The 13,518-nt window shown below is 69.1% G+C and carries 15 protein-coding genes; 10 read left to right on the top strand and 5 right to left on the bottom strand.

The window, feature by feature from the left end:
* Positions 1-94 precede the first annotated feature (94 nt).
* Positions 95-733: a glutathione S-transferase family protein gene (locus tag WS49_RS01770; protein ID WP_059523917.1), complete on the bottom strand. Its 639-nt coding sequence runs from the start codon at positions 731-733 to the stop codon at positions 95-97.
* A 114-nt stretch (positions 734-847) separates the two neighbouring features.
* Between WS49_RS01770 and WS49_RS01765 the strand changes: the two genes are divergently transcribed.
* From WS49_RS01765 to WS49_RS01755, 3 genes are all read left to right on the top strand, one after another.
* On the top strand, positions 848-1,768 hold the full coding sequence (locus WS49_RS01765; RefSeq protein WP_059523915.1) for a LysR substrate-binding domain-containing protein: 921 nt from the start codon (positions 848-850) through the stop codon (positions 1,766-1,768).
* 160 nt (positions 1,769-1,928) lie between these two features.
* Positions 1,929-2,213, top strand: coding sequence for a hypothetical protein (locus WS49_RS01760; RefSeq protein ID WP_059523913.1), 285 nt, complete (start codon positions 1,929-1,931; stop codon positions 2,211-2,213).
* Positions 2,214-2,264: 51 nt separating this feature from the next.
* Positions 2,265-4,385, top strand: a complete 2,121-nt coding sequence (locus WS49_RS01755; RefSeq protein WP_059523911.1) for a phosphocholine-specific phospholipase C — start codon at positions 2,265-2,267, stop codon at positions 4,383-4,385.
* A 54-nt stretch (positions 4,386-4,439) separates the two neighbouring features.
* On the opposite strand, the gene WS49_RS01750 is transcribed toward WS49_RS01755, so the two are convergent.
* A complete protein-coding gene (locus WS49_RS01750) occupies positions 4,440-5,063 on the bottom strand; it encodes an RBBP9/YdeN family alpha/beta hydrolase (RefSeq protein ID WP_059523910.1) in 624 nt (207 codons plus the stop codon).
* A gap of 233 nt (positions 5,064-5,296) precedes the next feature.
* On the opposite strand from WS49_RS01750, the gene WS49_RS01745 reads away from it, so the two are divergent.
* The 5 genes from WS49_RS01745 to WS49_RS01725 are packed head-to-tail and all read left to right on the top strand — an operon-like array spanning position 5,297 to position 8,374.
* Positions 5,297-5,734, top strand: coding sequence for a VOC family protein (locus tag WS49_RS01745; protein ID WP_044846155.1), 438 nt, complete (start codon positions 5,297-5,299; stop codon positions 5,732-5,734).
* A 4-nt stretch (positions 5,735-5,738) separates the two neighbouring features.
* Positions 5,739-6,680 carry a 2-hydroxyacid dehydrogenase gene (locus WS49_RS01740; RefSeq protein ID WP_059523909.1) on the top strand — a complete coding sequence of 314 codons (942 nt, stop codon included), beginning with the start codon at positions 5,739-5,741 and terminating at the stop codon, positions 6,678-6,680.
* Positions 6,681-6,709: 29 nt separating this feature from the next.
* Entirely contained in the window at positions 6,710-7,642 is a 933-nt protein-coding gene (locus WS49_RS01735; protein ID WP_059523908.1) for a hydroxymethylglutaryl-CoA lyase, read from the top strand.
* 22 nt (positions 7,643-7,664) lie between these two features.
* Complete coding sequence (locus WS49_RS01730) at positions 7,665-8,171, top strand: YbaK/EbsC family protein (RefSeq protein WP_059523903.1); 507 nt, start codon at positions 7,665-7,667, stop codon at positions 8,169-8,171.
* A complete protein-coding gene (locus WS49_RS01725) occupies positions 8,168-8,374 on the top strand; it encodes a DUF1289 domain-containing protein (protein ID WP_059523901.1) in 207 nt (68 codons plus the stop codon). Before WS49_RS01730 ends, WS49_RS01725 begins: the two co-directional genes overlap by 4 nt.
* Before the next feature lie 233 nt (positions 8,375-8,607).
* Here the strand turns inward: WS49_RS01725 and WS49_RS01720 are convergent, their stop codons facing one another.
* On the bottom strand, positions 8,608-9,510 hold the full coding sequence (locus tag WS49_RS01720; RefSeq protein ID WP_059523898.1) for a DMT family transporter: 903 nt from the start codon (positions 9,508-9,510) through the stop codon (positions 8,608-8,610).
* A gap of 113 nt (positions 9,511-9,623) precedes the next feature.
* Between WS49_RS01720 and WS49_RS01715 the strand changes: the two genes are divergently transcribed.
* Complete coding sequence (locus tag WS49_RS01715) at positions 9,624-10,118, top strand: Lrp/AsnC family transcriptional regulator (RefSeq protein ID WP_059523896.1); 495 nt, start codon at positions 9,624-9,626, stop codon at positions 10,116-10,118.
* Between the two features lie 48 nt (positions 10,119-10,166).
* Here the strand turns inward: WS49_RS01715 and WS49_RS01710 are convergent, their stop codons facing one another.
* Positions 10,167-11,063 (bottom strand): alpha/beta fold hydrolase, encoded by an 897-nt coding sequence (locus WS49_RS01710; RefSeq protein WP_059523894.1) that lies wholly within the window; start codon positions 11,061-11,063, stop codon positions 10,167-10,169.
* Positions 11,064-11,342: 279 nt separating this feature from the next.
* Between WS49_RS01710 and WS49_RS01705 the strand changes: the two genes are divergently transcribed.
* On the top strand, positions 11,343-12,302 hold the full coding sequence (locus WS49_RS01705) for an NAD(P)H-dependent flavin oxidoreductase (protein WP_059523892.1): 960 nt from the start codon (positions 11,343-11,345) through the stop codon (positions 12,300-12,302).
* Positions 12,303-12,415: 113 nt separating this feature from the next.
* Here WS49_RS01705 and WS49_RS01700 read toward each other — a convergent pair whose 3' ends face one another.
* Positions 12,416-13,378, bottom strand: a complete 963-nt coding sequence (locus tag WS49_RS01700; RefSeq protein ID WP_059523890.1) for a LysR family transcriptional regulator — start codon at positions 13,376-13,378, stop codon at positions 12,416-12,418.
* Between the last annotated feature and the right edge of the window lie 140 nt (positions 13,379-13,518).

Genomic DNA, 13,518 nt, shown 5'->3' with positions numbered 1-13,518 from the left:
CCACGATCGCCAGCGCGCGGCACGCGCGGACGCCGTCCCGCTTGCGGCACATGCGTGCAGCCCATCGCGCGCATGCCACGACGTCCGCCCACCGTCATGCCGCCTCGCGCGCCAGCGCACGCCGCGCGGCCGGCCGCTCGGCCTCGCGCTGCGCGTGCGCGGTCCACGCGGGATGCCGCGCCATGTCGAGCCCGATCGCGACGCCCCAGCGATACAGCACCAGCAGGAACGGATCGACGATCGAATGGCCGCCCGGCTCGGCCCACGTGCGTCCGTCGGCGAGCGCGGCTTCGATCGTGGCGTTCGCCGCGTCGATCACGTCACGCCCGTGCGCGCTGACCGCACCGTGCAGCGCCGGATCGCCGATGAAGCGCCCCGGCCGCCACAGCGTGCCGTAGCCGACGCCATGCACCCAGCCGACCAGCCAGGCGAGCCATTCGTGACAGCGCGCCTCGCGCAACGGATCGTCGAGCGGCAGCAACCGCGCGTCCGGATGACGACGCGCGAGATACGTGAGGATCGCGGGCGTTTCGGTCAGCACGCGCGGCTCGCCCGGAATCGCGAGCACGGGCACGCGCGCCTTCGGGTTGATCGCGAGATAACGCGCATCGAGGTTCTGCTGCTCGCGCACGGACACGATCTCGATGTCGAACGGCGCGCCGGTTTCCTCGAGCGCGATGTGAGCGGCGAGCGAACATGCGCCCGGAGAAAGATAGAGACGATAGGCGTTCATGATGGCGTTGCCCGGTGGGCCCCTGTTGAAAGACGGCACCGAGTGTAGGAACGCATCGACCGCCGCCGCAAACGATGAATTGTCGTGCTCGGGTATTAGTGATACTAATGCGCGATGCGACGCATTCACCTTCCCCCGCTGCAGACGTTGCGTGCGTTCGAAGCCGCCGTGCGGCTGCAGAGCTTCACGCGCGCGGCCGACGAACTCGCGCTCACGCAGGGCGCGGTCAGCCAGCACATCCGCGCGCTCGAAGCGCAGCTCGGCCATCCGCTGTTCACGCGCGAGCGCAGCGGCGCGACGCCGACACATGCCGCGCATGCGCTCGTGCTGCAGGTGCGCCAGGGCCTGAGTGTGCTCGAACGCGCGTTCGAGCCGGCGCTCGCCGCGCGCAGCCGCCCGCGTACCTGCGACGTCACGCTGAACGTGAGCGTGCTGCCGAGCGTCGCCGAGCGCTGGCTCGTGCCGCGCCTGCCGCGCTTCGCGGCCGCGCATCCGCACATCTCGATCGTGCTGCATCCGGACGCGGCGCTCGCGCCGCTGCGCAAGCGCGACCGCATCGACGTCGCGCTGCGCTACGGGCCCGGCAGCTGGCCGGGCGTCGTCGCCGAGAAGCTGATGAACGAGACGGTATTCCCGGTCGCGAGCCCCGCGTATCGCAATCGCGACGGCATCGCGCCGCGCGCGCCTGCCGATCTCGTGCGCGCGACGCTGCTGCGCCATCCCGCGCAGCCTTGGGAACCGTGGTTCCAGGCCGCGCGGCTCGACCTGACCGAATCCGCGCGCGCGCCGCGCTTCACCGACGCGAACGCATTGATCGACGCGACGCTGAAAGGACGCGGCGTCGCGCTCGCACGCCGCTCGCTGATCGAACCCGAACTCGCGGCCGGCACGCTCGTGCGCGTGTCGACGGTGCGCGTGACCGACGTGTATGCGCACTATGTGGTGTGGCGCCCCGATCATCCGCGCGAAGCGGCGATCCGTACGTGGCTCGACTGGCTGCGCAGCGAAGTGCGGCGCCGGACGCCGCGCCGCTGACACACGGCGCCCGCCTGCGCGGCGAAGCGCGCGAAAGCATTTAGTCGGCTCGACGAAAGCCGTTCGCGATCATGCTCCGGTCGCAAACGATTCACCGAATCGTCGCATCGCACCGGCATACTCGAAAACGTTTCCCGATCCGCCTGCCAGGAGAGAAGTCATGCGTCGCGTTGCCCTCGTCGTCGTTCTATGTGCCGCCACCGTCGTCGCCGCCTGCAGCGACGACGCGCCGCACGACGCGCACGCGGCCGACGCCTCGCAACAGGCCGGTGCATCGCCCGGCTCCGCGAGCGCGTTCAACAGCGATGCGGGCGCGCACGCCGCCGCGTCCGATGCCGCACCGCTCGCGCCGCCGGTCGTCCACTACCCGCCGGACGATGACGACGACACGAAGCCCGCGGCGAACGCGGGCGCGTCCGGCGTCGCCGCATCGTCGGCGCACTGATCCCGCCGTTCCCGTCCCTGCCCCCCGATCGCAGAACCGAGGTGAAATAACATGACGTCATCCAGCCGCCGCCGTTTCCTGCATACCGTCGCACAATCCGCGGGCGCGGCCGTCGCGCTCAACGCGTTCCCCGAGTCGATCCGCCGCGCGCTCGCGATTCCGGCCGCGCGCGGCACCGGCACGATCCGCGATGTCGAGCACATCGTCGTGTTCATGCAGGAAAACCGTTCGTTCGACCATTACTTCGGACACCTGCGCGGCGTGCGCGGCTACAACGACCGCTTCCCGATCCCGCTGCCGAACGGCAAGCCGGTGTGGTACCAGCCGTCGAAGGAAGACCCGGCGAAGCCCGTGCTGCCGTTCCGGCTCGACACGAAGACGACCAGCGCGCAGTGCCTCGGCGCGCTCGACCACTCGTGGGCGAAGACCCACGCGGCGATCGACGGCGGCCGCTACGACCAGTGGCCCGCGAACAAGACCGACATGACGATGGGCTATCACGTGCGCGAGGACATCCCGTTCCACTACGCGCTCGCCGATGCGTTCACCGTGTGCGACAACTACTTCTGCTCGCTGCCGGGGCCGACGCACCCGAACCGCTCGTACCTGATGACGGGCACGGTCGACCCGACCGGCAAGTTCGGCGGCCCGCTGCTCGACAACGCCGACTACGTCGACGGCGACCTGCCGCCCGCGTACCAGCTGCTGTCGTGGACGACCTTCCCCGAACGGCTCGAGGCGCGCGGCGTGTCGTGGCAGATCTACCAGCAGGGGCTGACGTGGGCCGATCCGTACAACGGCAACTACGGCACGAACATCCTGCAGAACTTCACGAACTTCATCAACGCGAAGCCGGGCTCGTCGCTGTACCAGCGCGCGCAGACGGTGCGCACGCTCGACAACCTGAAGGACGACGTGATCAACGACCGCCTGCCGCAGGTGTCGTGGCTGCTGCCGCCCGCCGTGTTCTCCGAGCACCCGAAATACACGCCGGCATACGGCGCGAACTACACGTCGCAGATCCTCGACGCGCTCACGGCGAATCCGGACGTGTGGGCGAAGACGGTGCTGTTCATCATGTACGACGAGAACGACGGCTTCTTCGATCACGTCGTGCCGCCGCAGCCGCCGACGTCGGCCGCGCAGGGCGCATCGACCGTGACCACCGACGGCGAGCTGCACACGGTCGTGAATCCCGGCCGCGGCGGCAGCTACACGGCCGACGGCCTGCCGTACGGCCTCGGGCCGCGCGTGCCGATGACGGTCGTGTCGCCGTGGTCGAAGGGCGGCTTCGTGTGCTCGCAGGTGTTCGACCACACGTCGGTGATCCGCTTCATCGGCGAGCGCTTCGGCGTCGACGAACCGAACATCACGCCGTGGCGCCGGACCGTCTGCGGCGACCTCACCGCCGCGTTCGACTTCCGCTCGTCCGACGCGTCGTTCCCGACGCTGCCCGACACGAGCCAGTACCGCTCGATCGCCGACCAGCAATGCACGTCGCAACCCGCGCCGACCGTGCCCGCGACGCCGTCGCCGATCGATCCGCAGGAACCCGGCGTGCGGCCCGCGCGCGCGCTGCCGTACGAACTGCACGTGAACGCGAGCCTCTACGGCGGCAACACGCTGCGCATCGAGTTCGCGAACCGCGGCAACCAGGGCGCGCACTTCCAGGTGTACGCGACGAACCGCACCGACGGCCCGTGGCGCTACACGGTCGGCGCGCGCCGCGTGCTGCACGCGGACTTCGACCTGACGGAGACGAACGGCGCGTATGCGTTCTCGGTGTACGGGCCGAACGGCTTCGTGCGGATGTTCGCGGGCAACGTGTCGGCCGCGACGGCGCGCCGCCGCAACCATGCGCAGCCGGAAGTGAAGGCCGGCTACGACATCGCGAACGGCAACCTGTACCTGAAGCTGCGCAACCATGGCGCGGGCCACGTGACGCTGACGCTGGCCGACAACGCATACGGCACGCCCGCGCGCCAGGTGACGCTGCACGGCGGCGACGAACACGTCGAGCAATGGGCGCTCGCGTCGAGCCATCACTGGTATGACGTGACGGTGAGCGACGGCGCGAACGGCACGTTCTCGCGCCGCTTCGCGGGCCACGTCGAGAACGGCCGGCCGAGCTACTCGGATCCGGCCGCGGTGCGGCCCGTTTCCGCGTCGTAAGCGCGGCGGCACGGCGGTGCGCGGCCACGGCCGCGCAGCGCGTGCGCGTGAGTGTCAGATCGCGTGCGCGAGCGCGCGGTCGACGAGCGCGGCGTCGAAGCCGTCGTCCGCGTCGCGAAAGCGCAGCGGCGCCGCGCAATGCACCAATGTGTCGATGAAGTACTTCGCGCGCGGCCAGGGCCCGAAGCCGGCCGCGGTGTTGATGTGTCCCGCGTCGCCGAGATTGACGAATGCGCTGCCGAGCCGCCGCGCGAGCGTGCGCGCATCGGCGAGCGGCATCCACGGATCGGTCTCGCTGCCGATCACGATCGACGGCACCGCGAGCCGGCGCGCGTCGAACGGTCCGGCAAAGGTGAATTTCTTCGGACTGGCCGGCGCGACGAACAGCACGCCCGCGACGTCGGCCGTCGGCGGCCATTGCGCGAGCGCATGCGCGGCCGCGAGGCAGCCGAAGCTGTGCGCGGCCAGCACGAACGGGCCGCGCTCGCGGTCGAGCAGCGCGCGTACGGACTGCGCCCAGCGCGCGAGATCCGGCGCATCCCAGTCGGCCTGTTCGACCCGCAGCGAACGCGGGAACTGCCGCTCGAGCCAGGTCTGCCAGTGGGCGCCTTCGCTGCCGTGCAGGCCCGGAACGGTCACGAGCCGCGGCGGCCACGCCGATTTGCTGCATGCGCGCATGATTGCCCTCGCTTGCTTTGCTTGAAGACGGGATTCGATTGTGGCGTGCCGCGCGCGGCGGCCGAACCAATATTTTGTGCTTTGCTTTTGCGCGGGACGGCCGCGCGGCGCGAGCCGGCCGCCTCGCGGCGGCGCAACGCGCCACGAAACCGTAGAATGTGGGCTTCCCGCTTGCCTTGCATCGGATCGAACCGGGCGCCGCCGCGCCGGTTCCGATCGACAGGAGACGCCCGATGTCCGCTACGCCCGCCGGCGCGCTGCGCCCGTTCCATCTCGCCTTTCCCGTGTCGAGCCTCGCCGGCGCGCGCGCGTTCTACGGCGGCCTGCTCGGCTGCCCCGAAGGCCGCAGCTCGGAACACTGGGTCGACTTCGATTTCTTCGGGCACCAGCTCGTCGCGCACCTCGCGCCGGACGAAACCGGCAAGAGCGCGGTGAACCCAGTCGACGGCGACGACGTGCCCGTGCGCCATTTCGGCGTCGTGCTGTCGATGGATGAATGGCATGCGCTCGCCGACAAGCTCAAGGCCGCGCACACGCGCTTCGTGATCGAGCCGCACATCCGCTTCAAGGGCGAGGTCGGCGAGCAGGCGACGATGTTCTTCCTCGATCCGTGCGGCAATGCGCTGGAGTTCAAGGCGTTCGCCGACATCGGCCAGCTGTTCGCGAAGTAGGCGCATGAAGATCCTGTTCTACTCGCCGCATCAGGAAGCCGACGCATGGCGCGACGCGATCGCGCGGGCGCTGCCCGAGGCCGAGCTGCGCGCGTGGCAGCCGGGCGACGCGGGCGCCGCCGACTACGCGCTCGTCTGGCGCGCGCCGCGCGAGCTGTTCGCGCCGCGCGACGGCCTGCGCGCGATCTTCAATCTCGGCGCGGGCGTCGACGCGCTGCTCGCGCTCGACCGCGCGCATCCCGGCACGCTGCCGCGCGACGTGCCGCTGGTGCGTCTCGAGGATTCGGGCATGGCGCGGCAGATGATCGAATACGTGACGCACGCGGTGCTGCGCTACCTGCGCCGCTTCGACGAATACGACGCGCTGCAGCGCGAGCGCCGCTGGCAGGTGCTCGAGCCGCATCCGCGCGCGAGTTTCACCGTCGCGGTGCTCGGTCTCGGCGTGCTCGGCGCGCAGGTCGCGCAGGCGCTCGCGGCGCTCGGCCTGCCGGTGCGCGGGTACAGCCGCAGCCCGAAACGGCTCGACGGTGTCGAGACCTTCGCGGGCGACGGCGCGTTCGACGCGTGCATCGACGGCGCGAAGGTGCTCGTGAACCTGCTGCCGAGCACGCGCGATACCGACGGAATCCTGTCGGCACGGACCTTCGCGAGGCTGGCGCCGGGCGCGTACCTGGTGAACGTTGCACGCGGCGCGCATCTCGTCGAGGCCGACCTGCTCGACGCGCTCGCGAGCGGCCGAATCGCCGCCGCGACGCTCGACGTGTTCCAGCACGAGCCGCTGCCCGTCGATCACCCGTTCTGGCACGCGCCGCGCATCACGATCACGCCGCACAGCTCGGCCGAGACGCTGCGCGACGAAGCCGTCGAGCAGATCGCCGGCAAGATCCGCGCGCTCGAGCGCGGCGAGCGCGTCGGCGGCATCGTCGACTACGCGCGCGGCTACTGAATTCCGCCTATACGAAACTGGAGACAACCATGACGTTCCCCACCGCCGTCAAGATCGTCGAAGTCGGCCCGCGCGACGGGCTGCAGAACGAAAAGACCTTCGTGCCGACCGACGTGAAGATCGCGCTCGTCGACCGGCTGTCGCGCGCCGGTTTCCGCAATATCGAGGCGGCGTCGTTCGTGTCGCCGAAATGGGTGCCGCAGATGGCCGACGGCGCCGACGTGATGGCCGGCATCGAGCGGCGCGCGGGCACCGTGTATTCGGTGCTCACGCCGAACCTCAAGGGCTTCGAGAACGCGCTCGCCGCACGCGCCGACGAAGTGGTGATCTTCGGCGCGGCGAGCGAGGCGTTCTCGCAGCGGAACATCAACTGCAGCATCGCCGAGAGCATCGCGCGCTTCGAACCGGTCGCGAAGGCCGCGAAGGATGCCGGCCTGCGGCTGCGCGGCAGCGTGTCGTGCACGCTCGGCTGCCCGTATCAGGGCGAGGTGCCGGTCGCCTCGGTCGTCGACGTCGTCGAACGCTTCGCCGCGCTCGGCTGCGACGAGATCGACATCGCCGACACGATCGGCGTCGGCACGCCGAAGCGCACGCGCGAAGTGCTGTCGGCCGTCACGCGGGTGTTTCCGCGCGAGCGGCTGTCGGGCCACTTCCACGACACCTACGGCCAGGCGCTCGCGAACATCTACGCGGCGCTGTTCGAAGGGATCGAGATCTTTCACGCGTCGGTCGCCGGCCTCGGCGGCTGCCCGTATGCGAAGGGCGCGACCGGCAACGTCGCGACCGAGGACGTGCTGTACCTGATGCAGGGCCTCGGCATCGACACCGGCATCGACCTCGCGCAGGTGGTCGCCGCCGGCGACTTCATCTCCAATGCGATCGGCCGCGCGAACGTGTCGCGCGCCGGTCGCGCACTGCTCGCCAAGGCGCAGAGCGCGGCCGACACGCCGAGCTGCGTCTGACCCCGACACTGACGGATTCTCCATGACGACACCCGCTTCATTCGACTCTCTCCCCGATTCCGCGCGACGCGTCGCGCTGCTGCTGCGCGAACGCGGGCACGCGAAAGGGATCGTGATGCTCGCCGAAACCGGCAAGACTTCCGCCGAAGCCGCGGCCGGGCTCGGCTGCGAGGTCGCGCAGATCGCGAAGTCGATCCTGTTTCGCCGCGAATCGGACGGCCTGCCGGTGCTCGTCGTCGCGAGCGGCGCGAACCGCGTCGACGAGAAGAAGGTCGCCGCGCAAGTTGGCGCGGTCGGCCGCGCCGATGCGAAGTTCGTGCGCGACAACACCGGCTATGCGATCGGCGGCGTCTGCCCGATCGGCCATCTCGTCGAACCGGTCACGCTGATCGACGCCGACCTGCTCGAACTGGACAGCCTGTGGGCGGCCGCCGGCCATCCGCACGCGGTGTTCAACCTGTCGCCGCAGGAACTCGTCTCGCTGACCGGCGCGCCGGTCGCCGACGTCGCGCTGCGCAACGACGCATGAGCGACGTGCCGATACCGGTCGGCACGGTCGCGTCGCCGTGCACCGACGTATGCAGGATCGATCCGCGCACCGACTGGTGCGCGGGCTGCCTGCGCACGCGCGACGAGATCAAGGGATGGCGCGCGTCGGACGACGACGCGAGGCGCGCGTTGCTCGCACGGCTCGACGCGCGGCGGCGCCTGCTCGCGCGGAGCGGCGCATAAAAAAATGCCGTTCGGCCTGCTTGGCGAACGGCATGAGATCGGAATCCTGTGAACGTGATCAACGTCACAGCCCGCATCATACGAGCGACGCTGCAGCGTCGCATCGGGTGTTTCCCTACAACTTCTTACAGCGGTTTGCGTGCGCAACCTTCGTTCCCGGACGCGCCGCCGACAGGTGTCGGCAACCTGCCGGAGCGGCAGGCCGTAGCGGCAAGCCGAATCGCACGACCGTTTCAGTTGCCGACCGCCGCGCGACGCGCGGGCACGATACGCCAGCCGAGGTTCACTCCGGCCGCCGCGAGCAGGATCAGCAGCGCGCCGAGCACCTGCGTCCACGCGAGCGTCTGCCCGAACGCGACGCGATCGACGACGATCGCGACGACCGGATAGACGAACGACAGCGCGCCCGTCATCGCGACCGGCAGCTTCTGGATCGCACCGTACAGCAGCACATACATCACGCCGGTGTTCACGACGCCGAGCACGACGAGATCGACCCACTGCGCGGCCGTCGCGGGCAACGTGTCGAAGTGCGCGAACGGCGCGAGCAGCACGATGCCGAGGCCAGCCTGCAGCAGCGCGAGCAGGTGCGGCGGCGTGCCCTTCAGATGCTTCGTGACGATCGACGACACCGCGTACAGGAACGCCGCGCCGAGCGACAGCGCGACACCTTCGAGATATTCGCCGGGCACCGCGAGCACGGCCGGCTCGACGCGCACCACGCACACGAGCCCGATGAAGGCGAGCGCGAGCCACGCGATCGTCGACGCGCTGATCCGTTCGCGGAACACGATCGCGCCGAGCGCGACGAGCATGAACGGCTGCGTGTTGTAGACGGCGGTCGCCATCGAGATCGACGCGCGCGAATACGCGGCGAACAGCAGCAGCCAGTTCGCGACGATCGCGACGCTGCCGAGCGCCGCGAGCACGAGCATGCGCGGCGAGAACAGCGCGCGGCGCAGGAAGCCGAGCGCCGCGCAGACAATCGCGAGCGTCGCGGCGCCGAACAGGCAGCGGAAGAACACAACGTTGGTGAGCGGTTGCTGCGACGACATCACGAGCCAGCCGATCGTGCCGGACATCATCATCGCGACGACCATCGCGGCGGCACCGCGGCGGATTTCGTTCGAGGCCATCATGGACTCCGTTTGACGAGAGGGGATGACTTCGATTCTAGGAACTTGCTTTCCGCGCATCCACGACTAAACTGAAGCGAAAACACCGATTCACCTTCGAAAGCAAAGCGATCATGTCGAAACGCCTTTCCCCGCCCGCCGTCGCGTCGCTGGACGCGACCGACCGCGCGATCCTCGCGGCGCTCGCCGAGGATGCGCGCATCGCCACCAGCGAACTGGCGCGCCAGATCGGGCTGTCGGCGCCCGCGACCGCCGACCGCGTGCGACGGCTCGAAGCGCAGGGCGTGATCGCGGGTTTCACCGTGGAGCTCGACCCGCGCGCGCTCGGCTACACGCTGCAGGCGATCGTGCGCGTGAAGCCGCTGCCGGGGCAGCTGCATCTCGTCGAGGAAGTGTTGCGGCGGATTCCGGAGTTCGTCGAATGCGACAAGGTGACCGGCGAGGACTGCTTCATCTGCCGGCTCTATCTACGCACGATCGAGCACCTCGACGACATCCTGTCGAAGGTGACGGAGCGCGCCGAAACGAGCACGGCGATCGTGAAATCGACGCCGGTGCCGCGCCGCCTGCCGCCGCTCGTCGACGACGATGCCGCCACGCGCCGCTGATCGTCGCCGCGCGGCAAGCATCGCGCGGGCCGCGGCGGCCGGCGTCGCTCACGCGGCCGCGTCGCGCGCCTCGAAGAACGCCAGCAGCTCGTCGATCAGCGCGACGGGCGCCTCCTCCGGAATGTAGTGCCCGCAATCGAGCGCGCGGCCGCTGACGTCGCGCGCGACGCGCCGCCATTCGTCGAGCGGATCGAAGCAGCGCCCGACGATCCCGTTTTCGCCCCACAGCACGCGCAGCGGGCACGCGACCTTGTTGCCGCGCTCGAGATCAGCGCGGTCGTGCTCGAGATCGATCGTCGCCGACGCGCGGTAGTCCTCGCACATCGCATGCACCGCGCCCGGCTGCGCGAGCGCGGCGCGATACGCGGCGAGCGCCTCCGGCGCGAACGGCGCGAGCCCGGCGGACCGGTTGCCCATCACGCGCTCGATGTACGCATCGGTGCGGCCTTCGATCAGCGTTTCGGGCAGCGGCGCCGGCTGGATCAGGAAGAACCAGTGGAAATATGCGGTCGCGAACGCGCGGTCGGTCTGCTCGTACATCGCGAGCGTCGGCGCGATGTCGAGCAGCATCATCCGTTCGACGGCCGCCGGATGATCGAGCGCGAGCCGGTGCGCGACGCGCGCGCCGCGATCGTGCGCGCAGACGTGGAATTGCTCGAAGCCGAAATGCCGCATCACGGCGACCTGGTCGGCCGCCATCGCGCGTTTCGAATACGGCGCATGCCGCGCGTCGCTCGGCGGCTTGCCCGACGCGCCGTAGCCACGCAGGTCGGTCGCGATCACGGTGAAATGATTCGCCAGCGTCGCGGCGACGCGATGCCAGATCATGTGGGTTTGCGGATGGCCGTGCAGCAACAGAAGCGGCGGCCCCGCGCCTCCTTTGACACCGAAGATGTCGGTGTCCTGCACCGTCACGCGAAACGGTGCAAACGCCTCAAACGACATGGTTTGTTTCTCATTGGTTTGTTATGGCGGCTATTGTAGGAGCGCCCGGCCGACTGCTGCGCGCGGCAGATGCCCGAATGCGTAGAAAGAGAACACTCACTCGATTGTCGCCATGCCGCGCCGTTTGCTAAGCTCGCGTAGAATCGCACGACCGTTCGTATTAATATGAGCGCATCGCTGCACCGCTACACTCGAAGCACCGTTCGACCGCCACGCATTGATGCCGGCATCGGCGCGACCGCGCCGCATCCGGCCGCCCCTCGAGACTGGAGACATCACATGGCATTGCCCGCCGTCCTGCAGAACCTGACGCTGCCCGTCATCGCGTCGCCGATGTTCATCGTCAGCTACCCCGAACTCGTGCTCGCGCAGTGCAAGGCGGGTATCGTCGGATCATTTCCCGCGCTCAACGCCCGTCCGGCCGAACTGCTCGACGAGTGGCTCACGCAGATCCAGTCCGAGCTCGCCGACCACAAGGCGAAGCACCCGGATGCGGTGATCGGCCCGATCGCGGTCAACCAGATCGTCCACCAGTCGAACGTACGGCTCGAGCATGACGTGCGCGTGTGCGTCGACCACAAGGTGCCGATCTTCATCACGAGCCTGCGCGCGCCGGCGCGCGAGATCGTCGACGCGGTGCACGGTTACGGCGGCATCGTGCTGCACGACGTGATCAACCTGCGCCACGCGCAGAAGGCGCTCGAAGCCGGCGTCGACGGGCTGATCCTCGTCGCGGCCGGCGCCGGCGGCCACGCGGGCACGACGTCGCCGTTCGCGCTCGTCGGCGAAGTGCGCAAGATGTTCGACGGGCCGATCGTGCTGTCGGGCTCGATCGCGAACGGCGGCTCGATCCTCGCCGCGCAGGCGATGGGCGCCGACCTCGCGTACATGGGCACGCGCTTCATCGCGACGCAGGAAGCGCACGCGGCCGAGGACTACAAGCGCGCGATCGTCAATGCGAAATCGTCCGACATCATTTACACGAACCTCTTCACCGGCGTGCACGGCAACTACATTCGCGAGAGCATCGAGAAGGCCGGCCTCGATCCGGACGCGCTGCCGGAATCGGACAAGTCGAAGATGAATTTCGGCGGCGACAAGGCGAAGGCGTGGAAGGACATCTGGGGTGCCGGCCAGGGCGTCGGCCTGATGGACGACCTGCCGAGCGTCGGCGCGCTCGTCGAGCGGCTGAAGCGCGAATACGACGACGCGAAGGCACGGCTCGGCATCGCACGCTGATGCGGGCGGCGGGTTGCGCCGCCGCCGCGCATGACGTCGGGCAAAAACAAAAAAGCGCGAACCGCAACGGCTCGCGCTTTTTTCATGTCCGCCGCGCGGGCGGCAGACGGCGGTCAGCCCGCGCGCTTGATCCGCGTGATCGGCAGCACGCGCAGGCGCGCCTCGATCGACGGGCACAGCGACTGACCTTCGAAACGTGCGGCGAGGAAGTCGACGAACGAGCGCACCTTCGCCGATACATGACGGCGGCTCGCATACACCGCGTAGATCGGCGCTTCGTGCGGCGGCACCGAGTCGAGCAGCACCGGCACGAGACGGCCGGATTCGATGTCGTCGCCGATCACCTCGGTGCCGAGCAGCGCGATGCCCGCGCCGGCGAGCACCGCCGCGCGCAGCCCCTCGAGATGGTTCACGATCAGGTTGCCGTTCAGGTTCACGCGCGACGCGGCGGCCGCGTCGATCACCAGCGAATCGAGCATCGTCGAATTCGAATCGCGGCGCAGGTAATTGTGATGCGCGAGATCGGCAATCGTCTGAGGCGTGCCGTGCTTCTCCAGATACTCGGGCGACGCGACCAGCAGGATGTGTGCGGTGGCGATCTGCCGCGCGACCAGCGACGACGATTTCAGCCCGTTCGGCGCCGCGCGCACCGCGACGTCGTAGCCTTCCTCGATCAGGTCGACCACGCGATCGGACAGCGTCATGTCGACGGTCACGTCCGGGAACCGGCCCGCATAATCGGTGACGGCCTGCATCACGTGCCGCAATCCGAACGCGGACAGCGACGTCACGCGCAGGCGGCCCTGCGGCACGACGCTCGCGGCGCCGACCGCCTGTCCGGCTTCGTCGAGTTCCGACAGCGCCTGCACGAGGCGCTCATAGTATTCGCGTCCCGCCTCGGTCGGCGCGACACGTCGTGTCGTGCGATGCAGCAGCCGCGCGCCGAGCTGCTGCTCGAGATGCATCACGTGCTTGCTCGCCATCGCGGCCGACATCTGCATGCGCTCGGCCGCGCCGACGAAGCTGCCCACTTCGACGACGTAGCGAAACACATTCATGCTGACGAGGGTATCCATCGAACTAGCTCGCAATTCCTGGTAATCATGCAATTACGAGATAGGGTAACAAAGGCAAGGAAACAAGAAGGTCAACAAAGGCAAAACGGCGCCGCGGGAAGCGGCGCCGTTTCGGGGGCGGAAGACCGGCAGGCGGGACG

Source organism: Burkholderia sp. RF7-non_BP4 (genome assembly GCF_001521935.1).
GTDB lineage: Bacteria > Pseudomonadota > Gammaproteobacteria > Burkholderiales > Burkholderiaceae > Burkholderia > Burkholderia diffusa.
This window is presented reverse-complemented; position numbering and strand designations above follow the sequence as displayed.